Below are 21808 nucleotides of genomic sequence, written 5' to 3' on the forward strand. Positions count from 1 at the left end.
GTCAGTTGGAAACGGACGCAAAAATAACGCGTTTTATGAAATTACTAAGAGTTTCTTTAGCTTTTTAATCGGTATATTCCAGAAAGTTGCCTCCCCTCTTCATTATAATCCATCCCAAAGCCAATAATAAACTCTGGACCAATTTCAAATCCAGTAAAATCAGGCTTTAGCTCATATTTTAATTGCGCGGGTTTTAATAATAAACTGGCTACATAAACCTTTTTAATATCGTTTTCTTCTAAAAATTTAATAAAAAGATTCAGGGTTAAACCAGTATCTATGATATCTTCTAATATTAAAAGCTCCTTTTGTTTTAATAAACTTATCCATTCCGATTCAAAATCCAATACACCCTTGGATTGCATCCCAATATAAGATTTAATACGCTGATAATGAATATTATAACTAAAATTAAATAAAGGAATAATGGCATTTGCAAACGCCTCAGCCCCTTCCATAATGATAATAATTTCTAGTTCTTTGCCTATGAATTGTCGATTGATAGCCTCTGCTAAGGCTGCGATTTTTTCATGAATCGTACCATTTGATAAAAATAACTCAAATTGCTTGTCAAGAACCTGAATATCAGTTTCCAAGTCCATATTTGTCAATTAAATATACTAAACTTGCCATCGCCGCAGATCCAAGTGCCAATTCCCTGGGGTGGACAGCTTGAATGCGGTCCTGTTCCGTATGATGGTAATCAAAATACCTTTGAGAATCCGGACTTAATCCTAATAATAGTCCTTTTTGACTCTTTAATTGGCCTACATCCGCACCAGAACCACCTTTGTCAAATTTAATATTATAAGGCCCAAGAACCTCCTCCCATTTAGATAAATTTTGAGTATATTTTAGGAGTACACTGCTGTCTGCATCAAAACCAAAACCTAAAGGCGTAAATCCACCAGCATCTGATTCAATTGCAGCCAAATGAAACTCCTTTTTCTCATTTGAAATCCTCGAATAGGTAGTTGCTCCAGCCAAACCATTTTCTTCATTTTGAAATAATACACACCGAATTGTCCGTTTTGGTTTATAATTCATTGCCTTTAATAAATGCAAAACTTCCATAGAATGGACACATCCTGCTCCATCATCATGAGCACCCCCTCCAACATCCCAGGAATCTAAATGACCTCCAACAAGAATGATCTCCTCTGGTCTTTCTGAACCTCTAATCTCCCCGATTACACTATAACTTTGCTTTTGTCCTCTCCATTCACAATTGGTCTTAATAAACAATTGTGTTTCTCCAGCCTTCATACAATTACTTAGAAGCACCGCATCATTTGTAGAAATTGCCACTGCTGGAATTGGCGTAACACCCTCCTCGAAAATAGTACTTCCTGTATGCGGTACATTGTCCATGCGTCCTGTCATAGAACGAATGACACAAGCCTTAGCACCAAATTTTGAGGCAATGTTTGCACCAAAAACCCGTTGATCAACAGCACCACCATATCCATAAAATGTTCTAAGATGCTTATTTTCAAACGGTCTGCTATAATAAACAATCTTTCCCTTTAAGGCCGAACCCAATTTACGGGCTTCTTCAAGACTTTGAACTTCAATCACAGTTCCCGATAAACCACCTTTTGGTGTAGCTCCTGAACCCCCTAATGCAAGGCAATTTAAGGCCCGGGTGCCTACTAAAGAATGATTAATTATAGCTATTTCTTCACGCGCTCCCCGATACCAATAATTTACCATACAAGCTTGTCTCCAAACGGTATCCGTTCCAATGGTATCCAATACTTGAGCCGTAAATTCTATTGCAGCCATGCTTTGCGGGGATCCTGCTATCCGACCACCGATCGTTTCTGATAAATACGTTAACCATTTATAGGATAATTGTTCAGTTAATGCCTTCTCATAAATATTTTTAACAAAAAAAATATCATCATCTGAATTCTGAGAATTCCCTTTACTTATAATAATACAAGTTCCTAAAATAGAACTAAGCATTAAATTCCGAAATCTAAAATATTGCATCGTAGAAACTTAAATTCGATTTAAGAAAATCGCATGATCAAATTAAAAAATATGCGTTTATTTGTACTGAATTTAACTAAAACAAGAACAAAATTAAGTTAATAATACTAGAATATGTCCTTAATTTTTGAATTCCATTGTGAATCCTAAAACAATGGCTTCAATCCTGCAAAACTTTTATTCAAATTACATTCATTAGAAAAAAAAATAATATGAAACAATTTATTTTTAAATTTTTACCAGCATTCATTTTTACAGTTTTTTTTATAAGCACTTCTGTATGCCAAACTTCGGAACAAAATGCAATGCAGGAAAAAGAAAGATTGGCTAAATTGGAAGCCACAATGAAAGCAGCATCTTCGAAATTTTGGACCTGTAATGCAGGTATCGGATTAGATCTGGGTCAGCTTTTAAATATTAATCCATATGTTGGTTCAGGTTCTAACCGCTTAGGAATCGGTGGTGCTTTAAATTATAAAGCAAACTATAAAAAAGAATTATTAACATGGAACAATGATATCCTTTTTAATCTTTCAACACAACGCATCGGAAGCGGAACTATAACGAATGGTTCTTCAGAAAAAGTACCGTTTGAAAAAGCGCTAGATCTTTTAAATCTGAACTCTAATATTGCATATAAGGTGAATGCAGAATCTGCTTGGGCCTATTCATTTGATTTTGGATTTAGATCACAACTCTTAAATTCATATATTGATTCTGCTTCGAATAAAATTTATTTAAAAGAACTAAAGGTTGGGAACTATAATACGACACTCGCATCGAAATTATTTTCACCAGCTTTAATCACCCTTGCTCCCGGAATGAAATATACTAAAGGAACTAAATTTTATGCGTTTCTTTCACCAGTTGCCGGACAAATATTAATAATTGCAGATCAAAATATAGCAAATCTAGGGATCCACGGTACGGCCTTAAAAGAAGGAAGTACAATAGAATTTGAAACTACCAAATTCTCATTCGGAGCATTAGCTAAAGCCGGGTATACAAGTGTCTATTACAAAAAATTAAATGCAAACACAGAACTTTCCTTGTATTCAGACTATCTGGACAAGCCTCAAAATATAGATGTGGTTTGGACGAATAATTTTGGTGTTGAAGTTTTTAAAGGATTTAATATTGGTCTCAAAGTAGATCTATATTATGATGACAATAAACTTAATAGCATTTCCGATTCGAAAGCGATAGGTGGAGTTCTTGGTCTCGGAAAAAGAGTCAATATTATTGAACAATTGTTATTGACTTATACCCGAAGTTTTTAATTCCACAAATTAACTTATACGAAAAACAGAATCAAGGACAACGAGTAATTTTAAAATTACCAGCTACTTCTCGAAGCTGCTAATTTTCTCTTGCTGTCACTCCAATCTTCTGCCTATCTTCACGGCTTGTTATACGCCTATGAAAAAATTGTTTTTATTGGATGGTCATGCCTTGGTTTACAGAGCTCACTACGCATTCATTACACGACCTTTAATTAACTCAAAAGGTCTCAATACCTCGGCTATTTCTGGATTTACAAGGACACTTTGGGATATCATTAGCAATGAAAAACCCAGTCATCTTGCGGTAGCTTTTGACCTTTCCGGACCTACCTTCAGGCATAAAGAATTTCCTGCATATAAAGCGAATCGGGAAGCTCAGCCGGAAGATATTACCCGAGCCTTTCCTTATATTGAAGAACTTATAAAAGCATTTAATATACCGATTATTACGGTCGAATCTTTTGAAGCAGATGATGTCATTGGCACGATTGCAAAACAAGCTGCACGAGAAGGATTTACCGTTTATATGGTGACACCAGACAAAGATTACGGCCAATTAGTAGAAGAACATATCAAAATGTATAAACCATCTCGTCAAGGAAATGGAGTCGATATCTTAGGGCCTAAAGAAATAACAGAATCCTGGGGCATTAAACGCGTCGACCAGGTAATCGATTTATTAGGATTGATGGGAGATGCGGTAGATAATATTCCAGGAATTCCAGGAGTTGGTGAAAAAACTGCTGTAAAATTATTGGATGAATACGATACTATTGAAAATTTAATCAAAAACAAAGATAAATTGGTTGGAAAATTAAAAGATAAGGTAACGGAACACTCCGACCTTGCTTTATTAAGTAAAAAATTGGCAACTATTGACATCCATGTACCCATACAATTTGATGAAAAAATATACAAGATTGAAGGATTTGATAAAATCAGACTTGCAGAATTATTTAAATTATTGGAGTTCCGATCACTCGCACAAAGTATTTTAGGCAACGATCAACAAGGTCAGCAAGGCAATTTATTTGGTGAACCAACTACCATTGAAAATGAAGAATCACCTAAAGAATATAAAATTGCAGATCATGATATTTCAAATACTAAACATCATTATGTATTAATCCAAACAGAAGCTGAAATTCAGGATTTAATTTCAAAACTTGAAAAAGCAGATCGGATTTCATTTGATACAGAAACTACAGGAATTGATGCAAACCAAGCTCAATTAGTGGGTATGTCGTTTTGCTTAAAACCAACAGAAGCATATTATGTGCCTATTTCAGAGAATCAGGAATATGCACTACAACAGGTCCAAAAATTCAAAACTATTTTTGAAGATTCAACAAAAAAATTTATAGGTCAGAATATTAAATATGATATGCTAATGATGAAATGGTATGGAATCAATCTTCCGGTTCCTTACTTTGACACCATGATTGCACATTATTTATTAGAACCGGATTTGCGACATAAATTAGACTATCTGGCAGAATCCTATTTGAATTATAAAATGGTCGCGATTGAAGAATTAATCGGCAAAAAAGGAAATAGCCAGGGTTCTATGCGTGATGTTCCTTTAGAAAAAATAAAAGAATATGCAGCTGAGGATGCAGATATGACTTTACAGATAAAAAGTATTCTAGAAAAAGAAATTAAAGAGCAGGAATTACATAAACTTATAACCGAAATTGAATTCCCTTTAGTCTCTGTTCTTTGTGATATGGAATATGAAGGAGTTCGAATAGATGGAAATTTTTTAAATGAATATAGCAAAGTATTGGAAGGCCATATCGCACAAGCAGAAAAACTAATTTATCAAAAAGCTGGAGTTCGCTTTAATATTGCGAGTCCGAAACAAGTTGGTGAAATATTATTTGAGCGATTAAAAATTCCCTACAAATGGAAAAAAACAAGTTCCAATCAATATTCAACAGATGAAGAAAAACTTACGGAACTGGCACCTGAAAATGAAATCGTAAATGATATTCTGGAACATCGGAAATTATCAAAACTGAAATCAACGTATGTTGATGCTTTACCCTTAATGATAAATCCTAAAACAGGTAGAGTACATAGTTCGTTTAATCAGGCAAGAGCTGCGACTGGTAGGTTGTCTTCAGAAAATCCAAATCTTCAAAATATCCCGATTAAAGATGAAGCCGGAAGAGAAATACGCAAAGCATTTATACCCAGAGATGCAGATCACATTTTAATATCTGCTGATTATTCTCAAATAGAATTGAGACTTATAGCAGAAATTGCACAAGAAGAAATGATGTTAGATGCATTTATCAAAGGACAGGATATTCATCGGGCAACGGCTGCAAAGGTTTATAATATTCCCTATGAAGAAGTAAATTCCGACCAGCGTAGAAATGCAAAAACAGTTAATTTTTCAATTCTGTATGGTGCAGGGTCAACCAATATTTCACGTCAATTAAATATTCCCCGTACAGAAGCTAAGGATTTAATTGATCAGTATTTTAAAACCTATATGGGTTTAAAATCCTATATGGCAAATGTGGTTGAAAATGCCCGGAGTAATGGTTATGTCAAAACGATGCTAGGAAGAAAACGCGTTTTACGCGATATTAATTCTAAAAATGGTTTGTCGCGCACCAATGCAGAACGTGTTGCTATTAATACACCCATTCAAGGAACTGCTGCAGATATGATTAAAATTGCAATGATCCATATTCATAAACGTTTTAAAGAAGAAAATTTACAAACTAAAATGATCTTACAAGTACACGATGAGTTGGTTTTTGATACTTTGAAATCTGAATTGGAACAGGTTAAGAAAATTATTGCTTACGAAATGAAACACGCCATTCCAAATATGAAAGTTCCTATTGAAGTAGGAATAGATTCTGGTGAAAACTGGTTGGAAGCACATTAATAAAAAATTGAATCTATCTTATGAAATTAAGTAAACCCATACATGTAAATGAATTAGCATCCCGGTTTGGAATGCAATTGGTTGGAAACAAAGATCAATGGATTTATGGTATTAATGAAATTCATAAAGTTGAAAACGGAGATCTTACTTTTGTAGATGCCGAAAAGTATTATAGCAAATCCATCAATTCTCAAGCTAGCATCATACTTATTAATAAAGAAGCGGAATGCCCGGAAGGTAAAACTTTACTAATAACAGATCAACCTTTCGAAGTATATAATCAATTAGTTTTAGAAGCACGACCCATCATTCCGCAATTTACATCGATTGCAGAGACCGCATATATTCATTCTTCCGCTACGATTGAATCCAATGTTGTAATTGGGCATCATGCGGTTATTGGTGCCCATGCTCACATACAAAGCAATTCTTGCATTGGTGAATTTACTGTTGTTGGAAATCATGTAAATATTCAATCTGGAGTAATTATTGGATCCGATGCTTTCTATTATAAAAAAACAAATGAAGGATTTAAAAAATGGCGCTCTGCAGGGCGCGTAATTATTCATGACCATGTAGATATTGGAGCTGGATGCACCATCAATAAAGGGGTCTCTGGGGATACCATCATTGGAGAAGGAACAAAAATAGATTGTCAGGTTCAAATCGGACATGGCGTAGTAATCGGCAAACATTGTTTGATCGCTTCTCAAGTAGGAATTGCAGGTAAAACTATTTTAGGAGATCATGTGGTTTTATATGGTCAGGTTGGTATCGCTCAAAATTTAATCATTGGTGATCGTGTAACGGTATTAGCGAAATCTGGAGTTGGCAAAAATTTAGAAACCGGTAAAACTTATTTTGGAATTCCTTGTGAAGAAGCTAGATTAAAATTGAAAGAAATGGCCGCACTTCGAATCCTGGCCGAAAAATTCCAAAAGAAATAAAATTCAAACATTCAGAATTTCTGGTTTAAAGTATTCTTTTTGAAAGTCATTATCTTTATTTAATTGCAATCCCAATTAAATTTAATGATACTACCACAGGATTTCAATTTTTTTATATTGAACTTTATTTCGGTAAAAATAAAATAGGAATCGAAAATGTAAATAATGTGCAAAAACAAAGTCACACGCTATGTTTTAGCATAGATTCAAATTTATTACAATCGCAAATTATAATTTTATCTTCTTCGTTACAAACGGAAAAATGGATATTCAATTCACTGGATTTCCTCCAAGTTTCCTCGCCAATCGATGACTTGGTTTTTCAATAACCCAATAAAAAAGTGCGGATCCCAAAATAGCGCCTAAAATGCCAAAGCCAATAAATAATATCCTATTTCCATCAGGATATACATGGGTTAAACCATCAATCAAAGACCAGCCTACTTGAATATGTATTAAATAATATGAATAAGATATTTTTCCCAGATAAACTAAAGGTTTGATCATATATTGAAAAAAATATATAAATATTGATCCACCAACAACTGCAGATAAATGATAGATATCAAAACACCAGTACGTTAATAAAAAAGCGAATAGCAGTCCAATTAGAAGTTCTTTGTTACGAATGCTATCAATATGTGCATTAAACAATAATATACCAATTACGAAATGACATCCGAAATAAAAAACGGTATGTTCCCAATTTAGCCACCTCCCTAAACAAAAAAGCAGTAATACAAAAATACTGATTTTATAATTTTTAAATATCAGTAGCGGAAAAATCAAAGCGATTAATAGATAATATTGTATTTCAATAGCAAGGCTCCAATAAATACCTTTCAACCAGGGTTTGTCTAAAAAATCATTGATATGCAGAATATGATAAAATAAATCCTTCCAATCAAATACAATTACTTTATCTCTATAGTGAATTGAAAAACTTGCCAGATAATCAATAAAAAAGATTAAAGCAATACTTAACCAATAAGGAGGTTCAATCCGGGCAAGTCGTTTGAGCATAAAACGGCCAGCATCCCGAAATTGGTAATTGCTCTTATACATCGTATAAGGAATCACAAATCCGCTGATTACAAAAAAGATTTCAACACCTAAATAACCTCTGGAAAATATAAATCGCAATGGATGCTCCTGTGGCAAGAAACCCTCCGTAAAGTGATATAGACATACAAGCAAAGCAACCAGGCCCCGCAGCATATCAATAGAATAGAGATGCTTTTTCTGCATTTAAGACTCCAAAAGTAAATAATGATATCTAAATCATACGATGTGTTTATTTTTACTCTTGTTTAATACTCCTGATGTACACACTTAAGAAACATTTTTTAAAGATTGGCTTACTCCTTTCTATCGTATATGTTAAGCTATTTGCAGTCGGAATAGATACGATCTCCATACCCAGTAGTTGTATGCATAAATCATTTCCTGCACTTCTTGTTTTACCCGATTCTTATTATGTCTCTACTAGAAGATATCCAGTACTCTATTTGCTGCATGGTCATAGCAGTGGGCCAAGCTCCTGGTATCTTGTAATTCCAAATTTAAAAAAATGGGCCGATAGTTTACAAATGATATTAGTATGTCCTGATGGAGATTATGACAGTTGGTATCTCGATAGCCCTGTTTTGAAAACCAGGAAATTTGAAACTTATTTCACAAAAGAGATAGTTGCTTTTATGGATACAAGGTATCGTACAATTGCAAATCGAAAATCGAGAGGAATTAGTGGTATCAGCATGGGAGGACATGGTGCATTTTATCTTGGATTGAAACATCCAGATATTTATGGTGTAATTGGCAGTAGCAGTGGTGGATTAGATTTATTACCATTCGATAAAGAATGGAATCTGCAGTCCTTATTAGGAGATATTAAAAGAAATAAAGAGCAATGGAAAAAATTCAGTTGCTTATATTTATTAGATTCGATTAAAAAAACAGATCAAAATTTGTGGATAGATTGTGGATATTCTGATTTTTTCTTGGAAGTAAATCGTGCCTTTCATAAAAAACTTTTGGAAAAGAACATAGAGCATGCTTATTTAGAAAGTCCAGGAGGGCATGAATTAGCATATTGGAAGAAAAGTTATATTAATCAATTTCACTTTTTTAGACAACACCTTTCTGTTTCAAGGTTGAATTCTCATTAATTACTGCAAACGCCTCATTTAAAGCTATAAACAAAATATTTAGATCTCCAGGATCGTATATTTTAAGCAGGGCAACAAATAATAAAATTCTTTAAAGTGATCTCAAAGAATTTCCATTAGATTATCTACTTTTGCGCTCAGTTATGAACCTACAAGAATTGAAACGGGTTGCATCCCAGTTGCGCAGGGATATTATTCGTCAAACTTCCCAATGTGCCAGCGGTCATCCGGGAGCTTCTCTCGGTTGTGCAGATTTTCTGACAGCACTTTATTTTCAGGTATTAAATAAGAAAATACCATTTTCAATGGAAGGTAAAGAAGAAGACATTTTTTTCTTGTCAAATGGTCATATATCACCAGTCTTTTATGCAGCATTAGCGCGTTGTGGATATTTTCCAGTCGAAGAATTGAATACCTTTCGAAGAATAAATTCCAGATTACAAGGTCATCCAACAACACATGATCATTTACCTGGTGTTCGTATTGCATCCGGTTCCTTAGGACAAGGTGTCAGTGCTGCATTAGGAGCCGCTCTCGGAAAACGACTCGACAAAGATCCTGGATTCGTATATGTTTTAACTGGGGATGGCGAATTGCAAGAAGGACAAATCTGGGAAGCTTTAATGGCTGCAGCTCATTATAAAATTGATAATCTAATAGTAACCGTCGATTGGAATGGTCAACAAATCGATGGACCCAATGATAAGGTAATGGCCTTAGGAGATTTGCCTGCCAAATGGGCAAGTTTTGGCTGGGAAGTGCTCCAAATGAACGGAAATATAATGGAAGAAGTTCTTGAAACTTTAGCTTTAGCAAAATCAAAAACCGGCCATGGTAAACCGATTGTAATTCTTATGAAAACGATTATGGGTTTTGGCGTTGATTTTATGATGGGTACCCATAAATGGCATGGCGTAGCCCCAAATGCAGAACAAACAGTAACAGCACTTGCCCAATTGGAAGAAACGCTTGGAGACTTTTAAATTGGAAGCTTATGAAGATTCCAGGCATCGTTTGCAAACCTAAAATGGCTGATCATTGGATGCACATAACAGGCCTTTTTTGTTTGAAATTATCATCGGTGATAAAATTGTAAAATGCAATGATTTATAAATAATTAATCTTTAAAGGAGTTTCATGAAACCGAAAAATTAACCTCCTGTATTTCTGAATTTATATAAACAAACAACGAACTACTCCTTAAACCGAATCACAAATAAACTATCATTTAAAATGTCCTGGGATCAATATCAATCAACAAAAAAAGTAGCAACCCGAAATGGCTTTGGAGAAGGTTTTTTGGAAGCAGGTAGAAAAAATCATGAGGTCGTAGGCTTATGTGCCGATTTAATTGGTTCATTAAAAATGGATGCTTTTCAAAAAGAATTTCCAGATCGTTTTTTTCAAACAGGGGTGGCAGAAGCAAATATGATTGGAATGGCCGCTGGACTTGCAATTGTCGGCAAAATACCATATACAGGAACCTTTGCAAATTTTAGTACGGGTCGTGTGTATGACCAGATTCGTCAATCGGTGGCATACTCAGATAAAAATGTTAAAATTTGTGCCTCCCATGCTGGTGTAACATTAGGTGAAGATGGCGCTACCCATCAAATTTTGGAAGACATCGGACTCATGAAAATGCTTCCTGGCATGACCGTAATTAATCCAGCAGATGCCGCACAAACAAAAGCTGCAGCAATGGCTATTGCCGATTGGAAAGGTCCCGTTTATTTGCGTTTTGGAAGGCCAGATTGGCCTGTATTTTTAGAAAACATGCCATTTGAAATTGGCAAAGCATTGACCTTAAAAGAAGGTAAAGATGTAAGTATTTTTGCAACGGGACATCTATTATGGCAAGCATTGGAAGCAGTTCGAATTTTAGAAACTGAAGGCATCGATTGCGAACTAATAAACATTCATACTATAAAACCAATTGATCAGGATGCAATTTTAAAATCAGTTCGTAAAACAAATCGCGTAGTCAGTTGTGAGGAACATCAACGAAATGGTGGTTTGGGTGATTCTATAGCTCAAATTCTGGTACAACACCATCCTTGTCGCCAGGAATATGTGGCGGTGAATGATTCTTTTGGTGAATCTGGTAAGCCTCTTGAGCTGTTAGATAAATATGGTTTAAGTGTAATGAATGTTGTCAATGCTATTAAAAAGGTGCTTGTCTGATACCATTTTTTTAATTCATTTAGTAACATTAAATTTCTTGTTTTCCTCTTAGTTCAATTGAATATTACTGAATTTTAGTTAAATTTTCACATTTCTTTTGTTTCTGTGAACAATTAAATAGTATATATTTGTTTACTATTTGACCCAGGATTATTTCCGATCAAGCGATTCATTCTACTTTGAATATTTATTTTTAACTTATAACAAGATGTTTATGAAAAAAATCTTTACGTACTCTACGTTCCTTTTACTTATGGCGCTTTTTAGCTTTACCCAAACAGGGTATGCAGAAAATGGTCAATTAATGTTTGTTGCTACCATGTCGGCAGGCGATGAAGTACCACCAGTAAGAAGTGATGCATTAGGTTTAATGACCTTTTTAATCTCTGAAGATCGAACAGAAATGTTTGTTCATGGTGCTTTTTCAAATTTGACAGGCACGGTTGGAGGTTGCCATATTCACCTCGGTGGTTCTGATACTACAGGTCCTGTCTATATTGATTTAAGCTCCCTAATTGTTGGCAAACGAATTAAAGGTGCTGTAAAAATTCCTGCTGGTTTTTTCCCATTAGCGATGTTGTCTGAACTGTATGTAAATGTTCATACTAGTGTATTCCCAAATGGAGAAATCAGAGGTCAGTTGAATTGGAAAGCAGAACTTATTTTTCCTGCAATATTAGCTGGAAATAATGAAGTACCACCCGTAACTACCAATGGTTTAGGGGTAGGAACCTTTCGATTCTCTCAGAATTTAACAAGATTGCAATATGAAATTTTACCAACTGGGCTTTCGGGTCCGGCTACAGCAGCACATATCCACCAAGGACCTACTGGAGCTAATGGACCTGTAATTGCGGATTTAAATGCAGGGCCTTTTATAACTGGCACCATCGAAGATCCAATAATCGTAGAAGATGTTTTATTTTCAATTTTCTTCACCGGTGCATATGTTAATATTCATACAGCTGCCAATCCAGGTGGTGAAATTAGAGGACAACTCGTGTATGAAGCACTTGTAAATGGTAGTGGTATTATGAATGGTGATCAGGAAACTCCTCCAGTTACGACTTCTGCCAGAGGTTATGGATATGCATCTTTACAATATCCTAATTTAGATACCATTTTTTATGTTGTTCATTTTGAAGGAGTAGCAGCTACTGCGGCTCATATTCATCTTGGACCTGCCGGACAAAGTGGACCTGTATTAACTGCACTAACACCATCAAACACTCCAAATTTATATTTTGGCAGAGCTCGAGTAAGTCCTGATAATGTAACTGCTTTCCTGAAAGATGAACTCTATTTTAATATTCACAGTTCTGCAAATCCAGGGGGAGAAATCAGAGGTCAAATACAAAGTAACATCATGAAATCATTTGCTTTTGACTTGTGTGGTGATCAGGAAATTCCAGTTAAAAATGTAAATGCATATGGTGCAGCTTATGTTGCAATCAATAAAGCAAATACAGAATTAGATTATGGAATGCTCGTAAATGATTTAAATGGAGATGCAACATCCGCTCATATTCACGATGGTGCATTCGGTGTAAATGGACCAGTTGCTGTGGTGTTGGATTTACCAAATACATTCGCTACAAATGTAATTCCGATTACCGGTGGCATTGTTGCAAAACTTGAAAAAGATGGTGCTTATTTTAATGTACACACTCCGGCAAATCCAGCGGGAGAAGTAAGAGGACAAATAAGAAGAGTTCTTTCTTGTATTATAAATACTGGAAATCAGGAAAGTGCTATTCGTGAAATTACATTAAGCAATACCATCACAAATCATTCCTTAAATTTAGAAGCAGATCTTGATAAAAATATAAATGCAACGATTTATGTCACTGATATTTCAGGAAAACAAATAATGCATTGGACTACGAATTTCAATTCAGGCATTAATAAACAAAGCTATAATGTTGAAAAACTATCCAGTGGTTTTTATTTATTGAATATAATTGAAGAAAACAATTCAATTAAATCATTAAAATTTGTAAAACAATAAAATTAAGTTTTTCATAATTAATTATTTTTGGAAACCACCCCATAGAAATATTGGGGTGGTTTTTTTATTACACAATAAATAATTTAATTAATTTGATTTTTTAGAGCTGATTTCAATCTTCCAGTTTAATTTTTTAACCAGAATAATTTCAACTCCAATAAAATTAACATTAGCGAATTTAAATTTGATTCCTGTTTTAATAAATGAATATGTCACCGAAATTATTGTAAACTTAAAGGGTTACTATTTGATGGATATATTTTTAGTTCAATTTAATTTGGTGAAACTCATTTCTCCTATTTCTGTCTTTAAAAACTGACCGGTATAACTTTCCTTTACTTTTGTAAGTTGTTCTGGGGTGCCAAAGGCTACTATGTTTCCTCCATGTTTACCGCCATCAGGTCCGAGATCCAAAATATAATCTGCTACTTTGATAACATCCAGGTTATGCTCAATTACCATTACTGTATTACCCCGATCAACTAGCTTTTGAAGCACTGCTATTAAATGTTGGATATCTTCAAAATGCAAACCGGTAGTAGGCTCATCCAAAATGTAAAGCGTTTTGCCAGTATCTTTTTTTGAAAGCTCTTCCGCTAATTTTACACGTTGTGCTTCTCCTCCAGATAATGTGGTTGCCTGCTGGCCAAGCGTAATATAGGTCAATCCAACATCACATAAGGTTTTTAGCTTGCGATATATATTCGGGATGTTTTCAAAAAATGTACTTGCTTCTTCTACGGTCATATCTAAAACATCTCCAATAGATTTTCCTTTAAATAATATCTCTAGTGTTTCCCTGTTGTATCTTTTCCCATTGCAGGATTCACAATGCACATAAACATCGGGCAAAAAATTCATTTCAATAAGCTTCATTCCACCGCCTTCACATACTTCACATCGACCTCCTTTTACATTAAATGAAAAACGTCCGGGTTTATATCCACGAATTTTTGATTCCGGCAATCCGGTAAACAAATTCCGGATTTCAGTAAATACGCCTGTGTATGTTGCCGGATTGGAGCGCGGTGTTCGACCTATAGGATCCTGATCAATTTCGATTACTTTATCCAAATGATCTAAACCTTCCATTTTTTCATAAGCTAATGGTCGTTGCAAGCTATTATAAAAATATTCGCGGAGAACAGGATATAAAGTTTCATTTATCAAACTTGATTTACCACTTCCCGAAACTCCGGTTATGCATAAAAATGTTCCGAGTGGAAATTTAATACTTAGATTTTTTAAATTATGTCCGGTGGCTCCATAAATAAGTAGAAAGTTGCCATTTCCCTTTCTTCTTACTTTTGGAATCTCAATATTCTTTCTACCAGATAAATAATCTGCAGTTAAAGATTGTTCATTCAAAAAACTTGCAGGATCTCCTTGTGCTACTAGTACACCACCATGAATTCCTGCACCAGGACCTAAATCAATAATATAATCAGATGCCATCATGATGTCTTTATCATGCTCCACGACAATTACTGTATTTCCTATATTTGTTAATTCCCGCAACGATTTAATTAAACGATGATTATCGCGTTGATGCAAGCCTATAGAAGGTTCGTCTAAAATATAAGTAATCCCAGTTAATTGCGAACCTATTTGAGTGGCGAGTCGGGTGCGTTGTGATTCACCGCCAGATAAACTTATGGCTGTTCTATTTAAACTTAAGTAATCCAAACCTACATACATTAAAAATCCAACTCGTGCGCGCAACTCCTTTAATATATCTTTACCAATTATTTTTTGTCGTTCTGTTAATCTAGGTTCCACTTCCAAGAGCCAATGATTCAAATCCACAATATCCATATTCGCGAGCTCTGCAATATTCTTTTCATCAATTCGAAAATATAAACTTTCTTTTTTTAATCGGGTTCCACCACAAACTTCGCAATCTGAAATAGTCATAAAGTCTTCTGCGAATTGCCGGATTTTTTCTGAAGTCGTTTCTCTATACCATCTTTTTAGCATATTAATGAGTCCTTCACTTGCTAAATGATAATTTCCTTCAAACCAAACATTTGCTGTTGGAGCAGGATAGGAATCATCACCTCCATATAAAATAGTATCCATAGCTTTTTTAGGAATCTTCTTTATAGGAACTGCAAAATTAAATTTATGGCGATCTGCAATTTGCTTTAACTGTTTAAATAAATAATTATCCCGCACTTCACCTAAGGGAACAATACCAGACTCATTGATCGTTTTTTCATCATCTGGAATCACTTGTTTTAAATCCACCGCATGCACGGATCCCAATCCTTTACATTCCGGACAAGCGCCATATGGTGAATTAAATGAAAACGAATTTGGAGAGGGTTCATCATATGACATACCCGATTCAGTATCCATCAATCGCTTACTAAATGGTACTATTTTATTTTCGTCTTGCAATAAAATAAACAAGACATCTTGTCCGATTTTTAATGCAGTTTGTATACTATACGTGAGTCGTTCAATTTTCTCAGGTAAAACTTGGATACGATCTATTAATACTTCAATGTCATGAATTTTAAAACGATCCACTTGCAGTGCAGGTTTTAACTCTGTTATTTCACCATCAATACGAACTTTATTAAAACCTTGCTTTCGAATTTGGTCAAACAATTCCCGATAATGTCCTTTTCGGGAACGTACCAAAGGGGCTAAGATGCTAATGTTTTTTGAATGATATTGTTTTTGTATCAACTCCAACATTTGCTCTTCAGAATATCGAACCATCTTTCTGCCACTCACATGCGAATATGCCTCTGCAGATCGGGCATATAATAATCGCAATAAATCATAGATTTCGGTAATGGTACCAACGGTTGATCTGGGATTCCAACCGGTTGTTTTTTGCTCAATTGAAATCACCGGACTTAATCCATCGATTTTTTCCACTTGAGGCCTTTCAATATTACCTATAAACTGCCGGGCATAATGAGAAAACGTCTCCATATATCGGCGTTGACCTTCCGCAAAAATAGTATCAAATGCAAGCGACGATTTTCCGCTACCAGAGATTCCTGTGATTACAGTTAATTGATTTCTAGGTATTTTTAAAGAGATGTTTTTTAAGTTATGCTCCGCGGCTCCAACAACCTCAATATAATCCAGATCTTTATATATGTCCTTAATTTCCATAGTAACCGGCAAAGATAACGGAAAAGATCAAAGAGATTGTAGCCTTATGTAAAGAGATTTAAATTTAGAATATACTTTAATTTTTGCACTAAAATGGATTGCATTACAAGGTCAAATTAAGAGTAGGCAAATATTCAGGAATTCTATAAATTTAAAAATCAAATCAATCTGCCCCAGATAAAATTTCTCAAAATCTATTTTAATTTATTAATAAAATTATGAAAACGATTCTCCTTACTTAAATCATTTTCTCAAGTACACTAAAAAGTTTGTCAGATGATTTATGAATGACTTCAATTACAGATTCCATAGTTGTTTTTGTAAAACTGGAAGATTCTGGTGTAGAATTGGTCACTACAGCAACTGCCATAATTTCCATTTCACATTGGTGGGCAACAATAACTTCCGGTACGGTTGACATGCCAACGATATCAGCCCCGAGTATTCGAATCATACGATATTCTGCAGGCGTTTCTAAACTTGGACCTTGCAATCCAAAATAAATCCCTTTATGAAACGTAATTTTTAATTCATCACAAACTTGCTTTGCCTTTTCTAATAAAGCTTTATTGTAAACATCCGACATATCCGGAAAACGAACCCCAAGCCTGTGATCATATAATCCTCGTAAAGGATTTTGAGGGTGAAAATTAATATGGTCTTCAATAAATACAATTTCTCCCGCCTGGTATAAAGGATTAACGGTACCTGATGCATTTGTAATCCATAATTTTTTGACTCCCAAAAATTTTAATACCCGAATTGGAAAGGTAATTTCTTGTGCAGTATAACCTTCATAATAATGTAAGCGTCCGGAGAGAATTAAAATTAATTTACCATTCCATTTTGCCAATATTAATTTACCAACATGACTTTCAACAGTTGTTGGTAGAAAATATGGGATTACTTTAAATGAAATTTCCTTAATAATTTCAATTCGGTCTAATAAAGTTCCAAGTCCGGTTCCTAGAATGATAGCGTGATCTGGAATGGCCTCTATTTTTTTTGAAATAAAATTAGCTGCTTGCTCAATTTGTTGATACAATTCTGACATGTTAATTTATAATTTAATCTACCAACATTTTATGATGATCTAATTGTTGGTCAATAATTTCTGCCGGAATCGAAATATGTTCGTATTGTTGATTCCGCAATTGAGCTATAAATCCTGCATCCCGAATTGCTTTTTGAATACCACTACTTGTAAAGCGATGTGAAGCCCCTGCAGCAGAAACTACATTCTCTTCTATCATGATACTTCCAAAATCGTTGGCTCCACCATGTAAACAAATTTGAGCTGTTTGCTTGCCAATTGTTAACCAGGAAGCCTGAATATTGGTGATATTTGGCAACATAATTCTTGACACTGCTAACATGCGGATGTATTCATCAGCAGTACATTCGTTATAAGCTCTTTTCAAACGCTGCAAAAGGGTTCCTTCATCTTGAAAAGGCCAGGGTATAAAAGCTATAAATCCTTTAGCAGAGGATGGTTTTTCAGATTGAACTTGTCTGATTGCAACTAAATGCTCCATCCTTTCCAGATTTGTTTCTACATGTCCAAACATCATTGTTGCTGATGTAGTCAAATTCAATTGATGGGCAGCGCGCATTATATCTAACCATTCTTGGGCTCCACATTTTCCTTTACTAACTAATCTGCGGACCCGATCGGATAATATTTCGGCACCAGCACCAGGAAGAGAATCTAAACCTGAATCTATAAGTGCTTTTAATACTTCCGTATGTGTTGATTTCTCAAGTTTTGTTATATGTGCCACTTCCGGAGGACCCAATGCATGCAATTTCAGACGAGGATATAAGGATTTTAATTCCCTGAATAAATTACAATAAAAATCTAATCCTAAATCTGGGTGATGACCTCCTTGTAATAGCAACTGTTCACCCCCAAATCGGAAGGTTTCTTCTATTTTCTGTTTGTATTCTTCGATGCCTGTTATGTAAGATTCCGGGTGTCCGGGGGGGCGGTAAAAATTACAAAATTTACAATTCGCAACACAGACATTGGTTGTATTAGAGTTTCGGTCAATGATCCAGGTAACGATATTTCCGGGGACTTTGATTTGCCGAATCTGATTGGCTACATACATCAATTCTGCGGTTCCGGCATGTTCAAACAACCATAAACCTTCTTCAGCAGTTAAGAACTCCAGTCGCAAGGCTTGATTAAGCAAATTATTTATATCCAATGTTGAATCGAATTTAATGCGGTCAAATATAAATAAACAAGAAGGTTTGGTAGATTGTTTTTAAACTTGGCAAATCTATAATAGAATTTATTTTGTACAATCGACTCGAAAACAAGAACCAGAATCCCAAAAAAGAGCCAATAATCCACTCCTTAAATAATTAACAAACCCTAGCTCGTTTGAATGTCGGCTGTGAGTGTCTTGGTATTCCTTACCATTCTTAATACACTGGTTGAGTAATATTCTTTAACAATTAAAACCAGTTTATAATGAACAACTCAAATGGCTCAAGCCAAACACCATTTCTACTGCAAGTAGTGGAAGTACAAGTTAGGTACCGGAATAAAACACCTTATGCCGAACGACAGAAGATTAATGGTTCTGCTGATGCTGAAAAAATATTTCGTGCTAATTGGGGAGACAACATGGAGATGGTTGAGGAATTCAATTTATTGTTCCTTACATGATCGAATCATATCAAAGGATTCTTAAGACGTATCCCTTGAACTCTTGGTATATGAATCAACTGGATGATGATATTAAAAGTGCAGTGCTTGGAAATGCCGGAACTGTTAGGTCCTTTAGAATCGGAACAGAAGACGCAATGTATGACGGCACGTTTCCGCCAATAGGCGGATGGAGCACGACAATGCTACAAGTGAGGAAACAGTGTGAACTGCTATAAATTAATTCAATCAAAATGCATCCGGAATTTGATGTTGAAGATTTAATTAATCTTCTCAACCAGAAAATATATTTAAAGTTAATGATTGACAGAAAGCCAAGTTGGCTGTTTAGCGCCAACTCAATAAAATTTAATTTAAAGTCTAAACTTTGGTTTATATATATAAGACTATTATTCTTTTATGAACTTATCAATCCAATAATTCCCATCTTGATCAATTATTTGAATAATAAACATACCTGGTTGTAAGTCTGGAATTGGGATTTTGATTTCTTCTTGGATTGAATTATATTGTTGAGTAAAACAAACTTTACCGTTAAGATCAATCAAACGCAATCTAATTGGTAAATTAATTTTCCTTTTGAGATCGTGAACAAATAATATCGAACTAGCAGGATTTGGATACACCATTATTTCTGAATCTTTAAATTTATATTCATCCTCAACTGCCGTATTAAGTGGAATTGAGATAGTGCTATCACATGGATATGGATCATCAACTCTATAATGTGGAAAATTTGTTGTAGCATGACTGTTTCGTGTCGGAAGTTTTAATCCTCGATTAATTAACATGCATTCTTTCCCTTTGAGATTTGGTTTTGTTATGACATGTAAATATTGATTTCCACCACCTGCAGTAATATACATTCTGCAGTCAGGGCCTAAGGCCATTTGCATAAAAGTAGCCGGATAAGGTGCAAAAAAATTATCAAAAATACCCACCGTGTCGATTGCTTTTGAACTATCTTGTTCCAGAAGATCAACCTGAATTACTTCAGTAGGATTGGATACATAAACAAATCTTGAATTTGGTGAGAATCCACATCCTCCTGTAGAATTCTGAGGGAATGTAATATTATAAAGTCTATAATTTGATAATTCACCGTTGACTCTATTAAAATCAAAAACTTGTAAACCATTAAGCATACTATAAAAAGCATAACGTTTACCATCAGGAGAAAATACACCTTGAGCACCACCAGAACCGGCCGAAATATGATTTAATCCTATTTTCTGTTTTAGTATTTTTTCTACACCAATATTAGAATATAAAAAGGTATAGAATTCATTGGTATAATTCCGGGCTGTTACTACCCACCATTTGGAAGTATCACTACTTTGTATTGCAGTTAGACCACCACCATATAAAGTATCATATAAAATAATTTTATTTTTTGAAGTTACAATATTGTTTTTAATGTCAACCTTAGTTTCATAGATAGATTTTAAAAAAACCTTTAATCCGTTGCCAATTGTATCAAGAATTGTATGTAGAAATACTAGAGAATCTTTTTGTGTAGAAAAATTAATGAAAATTCCCGCTTGAGGAATCGGCTGATATTTAGGACAATTAATACCCCAAATTCGTCCATACCCAATAGAATCCCCATTAGGTATTATCTCACCAAAAGCATCAGCAACAAAACAGCCATTAGACATATACAAAAGCTGACCATCTGTATCTGAGAAACTATTAGACTGATAATTAAATTCAAATTCCCGTGCTTGTGTATAAAAACTAATCTGCTTATTCGCAAAAGACATTATTACGCCGCCAAAAAGTCTGGAACTGTCAGGAATGCCAGTGCCATATCCAAATAACTAATTATAATCATAATGTTTTTGGGCTTGCAATTCTAATGAAAACCCAAAAAGTAAAATGATAAAATATTTAAATTTTATTTTTGTACGAAAACTTTTGTGGTCCATTTAGTAGAAGATTGCTTGTAATGATAAATAAATTTTCAATCATTCTTAGAAGATATTTTTACTTGAATCAAACCATTACACTTTTGAATCTTTTCTATTGTCTTTATACCAGGTATCTTTTCATCTAATTCAATTGAACTTGAATGATAAAATTGTAGTCCTAAAAATTGATAGCCTCATTTAAGGGGAAATAGCCAAGAAAAACAATGCTTATTCTATTAGAATTTGGGGTTGGCTATTTCAGAAGATATTCCCAATCTAAAATAGTATCCAAGCCTACAAGTTATAGTTTAGCAAGAATCCTTTTAGATAATCCTTGCTTAATTCAATCTTTAGGAGGTTGACAGATTTTGGTAGCTTTTTCTTCTATCTAACAGGCTTTTTAGCCCTTAAACAGCATTTGATAACTATGCAACGAACCCTTCAGGCTTGAATTTAATAATAAGCTAAAATATTCTTAAGATCAACCCAGTCAATTTGTATAATTTGAGGTTTTTATTAACAAATCCCCACATTACCATGCTAATCCAAGCATTTATTGAGGTCTAATTGTCTACTATTTTCTATAAACTAAAAAATAA

Annotated in this window: 15 protein-coding genes and 1 tRNA gene (1 of these 16 running past the window's edge); 8 read left to right on the forward strand and 8 right to left on the reverse strand. The window is 34.5% G+C overall.

Features of this window, described 5'->3' with window-relative positions; translation table 11 throughout:
- The 3 genes from IPO86_15435 to IPO86_15445 form a co-directional block, all read right to left on the reverse strand.
- A tRNA-Gln gene (locus IPO86_15435) sits at window positions 1-4 on the reverse strand (it extends 68 nt beyond the left edge of the window).
- Between the two features lie 52 nt (window positions 5-56).
- The gene (locus tag IPO86_15440) at window positions 57-602 is read right to left on the reverse strand and encodes a hypoxanthine phosphoribosyltransferase (GenBank protein ID MBK9729499.1); all 546 of its coding nucleotides are present in this window, start codon (window positions 600-602) and stop codon (window positions 57-59) included.
- Window positions 586-1968 carry a M28 family peptidase gene (locus IPO86_15445; GenBank protein MBK9729500.1) on the reverse strand — a complete coding sequence of 461 codons (1383 nt, stop codon included), beginning with the start codon at window positions 1966-1968 and terminating at the stop codon, window positions 586-588. The genes IPO86_15440 and IPO86_15445 overlap by 17 nt, the downstream gene beginning before the upstream one ends.
- 239 nt (window positions 1969-2207) lie before the next feature.
- Between IPO86_15445 and IPO86_15450 the strand changes: the two genes are divergently transcribed.
- The 3 genes from IPO86_15450 to IPO86_15460 all read left to right on the forward strand — a co-directional run bounded on the left by IPO86_15450 (window position 2208) and on the right by IPO86_15460 (window position 7130).
- Window positions 2208-3275, forward strand: a complete 1068-nt coding sequence (locus IPO86_15450; GenBank protein ID MBK9729501.1) for a DUF3078 domain-containing protein — start codon at window positions 2208-2210, stop codon at window positions 3273-3275.
- A gap of 139 nt (window positions 3276-3414) precedes the next feature.
- Window positions 3415-6183, forward strand: coding sequence for a DNA polymerase I (polA, locus tag IPO86_15455; protein MBK9729502.1), 2769 nt, complete (start codon window positions 3415-3417; stop codon window positions 6181-6183).
- Between the two features lie 20 nt (window positions 6184-6203).
- Complete coding sequence (locus IPO86_15460) at window positions 6204-7130, forward strand: UDP-3-O-(3-hydroxymyristoyl)glucosamine N-acyltransferase (GenBank protein ID MBK9729503.1); 927 nt, start codon at window positions 6204-6206, stop codon at window positions 7128-7130.
- 270 nt (window positions 7131-7400) lie between these two features.
- Here IPO86_15460 and IPO86_15465 read toward each other — a convergent pair whose 3' ends face one another.
- Complete coding sequence (locus IPO86_15465; protein ID MBK9729504.1) at window positions 7401-8378, reverse strand: acyltransferase; 978 nt, start codon at window positions 8376-8378, stop codon at window positions 7401-7403.
- 74 nt (window positions 8379-8452) lie between these two features.
- Between IPO86_15465 and IPO86_15470 the strand changes: the two genes are divergently transcribed.
- The 4 genes from IPO86_15470 to IPO86_15485 all read left to right on the forward strand — a co-directional run bounded on the left by IPO86_15470 (window position 8453) and on the right by IPO86_15485 (window position 13490).
- Window positions 8453-9298, forward strand: coding sequence for an esterase family protein (locus IPO86_15470; protein ID MBK9729505.1), 846 nt, complete (start codon window positions 8453-8455; stop codon window positions 9296-9298).
- 143 nt (window positions 9299-9441) lie between these two features.
- A complete protein-coding gene (locus IPO86_15475; GenBank protein ID MBK9729506.1) occupies window positions 9442-10281 on the forward strand; it encodes a transketolase in 840 nt (279 codons plus the stop codon).
- Window positions 10282-10531: 250 nt separating this feature from the next.
- Window positions 10532-11482, forward strand: a complete 951-nt coding sequence (locus IPO86_15480) for a transketolase family protein (protein ID MBK9729507.1) — start codon at window positions 10532-10534, stop codon at window positions 11480-11482.
- 214 nt (window positions 11483-11696) lie between these two features.
- Window positions 11697-13490 carry a CHRD domain-containing protein gene (locus IPO86_15485; protein ID MBK9729508.1) on the forward strand — a complete coding sequence of 598 codons (1794 nt, stop codon included), beginning with the start codon at window positions 11697-11699 and terminating at the stop codon, window positions 13488-13490.
- 267 nt (window positions 13491-13757) lie between these two features.
- Here IPO86_15485 and uvrA read toward each other — a convergent pair whose 3' ends face one another.
- From uvrA to mqnC, 3 genes are all read right to left on the reverse strand, one after another.
- Entirely contained in the window at window positions 13758-16622 is a 2865-nt protein-coding gene (gene uvrA, locus IPO86_15490) for an excinuclease ABC subunit UvrA (GenBank protein ID MBK9729509.1), read from the reverse strand.
- 238 nt (window positions 16623-16860) lie between these two features.
- Window positions 16861-17676 carry a purine-nucleoside phosphorylase gene (locus IPO86_15495; protein ID MBK9729510.1) on the reverse strand — a complete coding sequence of 272 codons (816 nt, stop codon included), beginning with the start codon at window positions 17674-17676 and terminating at the stop codon, window positions 16861-16863.
- A gap of 13 nt (window positions 17677-17689) precedes the next feature.
- Complete coding sequence (gene mqnC / locus IPO86_15500; GenBank protein MBK9729511.1) at window positions 17690-18832, reverse strand: dehypoxanthine futalosine cyclase; 1143 nt, start codon at window positions 18830-18832, stop codon at window positions 17690-17692.
- A 517-nt stretch (window positions 18833-19349) separates the two neighbouring features.
- On the opposite strand from mqnC, the gene IPO86_15505 reads away from it, so the two are divergent.
- A complete protein-coding gene (locus IPO86_15505) occupies window positions 19350-19517 on the forward strand; it encodes a hypothetical protein (GenBank protein ID MBK9729512.1) in 168 nt (55 codons plus the stop codon).
- Window positions 19518-19688: 171 nt separating this feature from the next.
- Here IPO86_15505 and IPO86_15510 read toward each other — a convergent pair whose 3' ends face one another.
- Window positions 19689-21062, reverse strand: coding sequence for a T9SS type A sorting domain-containing protein (locus IPO86_15510; GenBank protein ID MBK9729513.1), 1374 nt, complete (start codon window positions 21060-21062; stop codon window positions 19689-19691).
- Window positions 21063-21808 lie beyond the last annotated feature (746 nt).

The sequence above is a fragment of the Saprospiraceae bacterium genome (genome assembly GCA_016717265.1).
Lineage (GTDB): Bacteria > Bacteroidota > Bacteroidia > Chitinophagales > Saprospiraceae > Vicinibacter.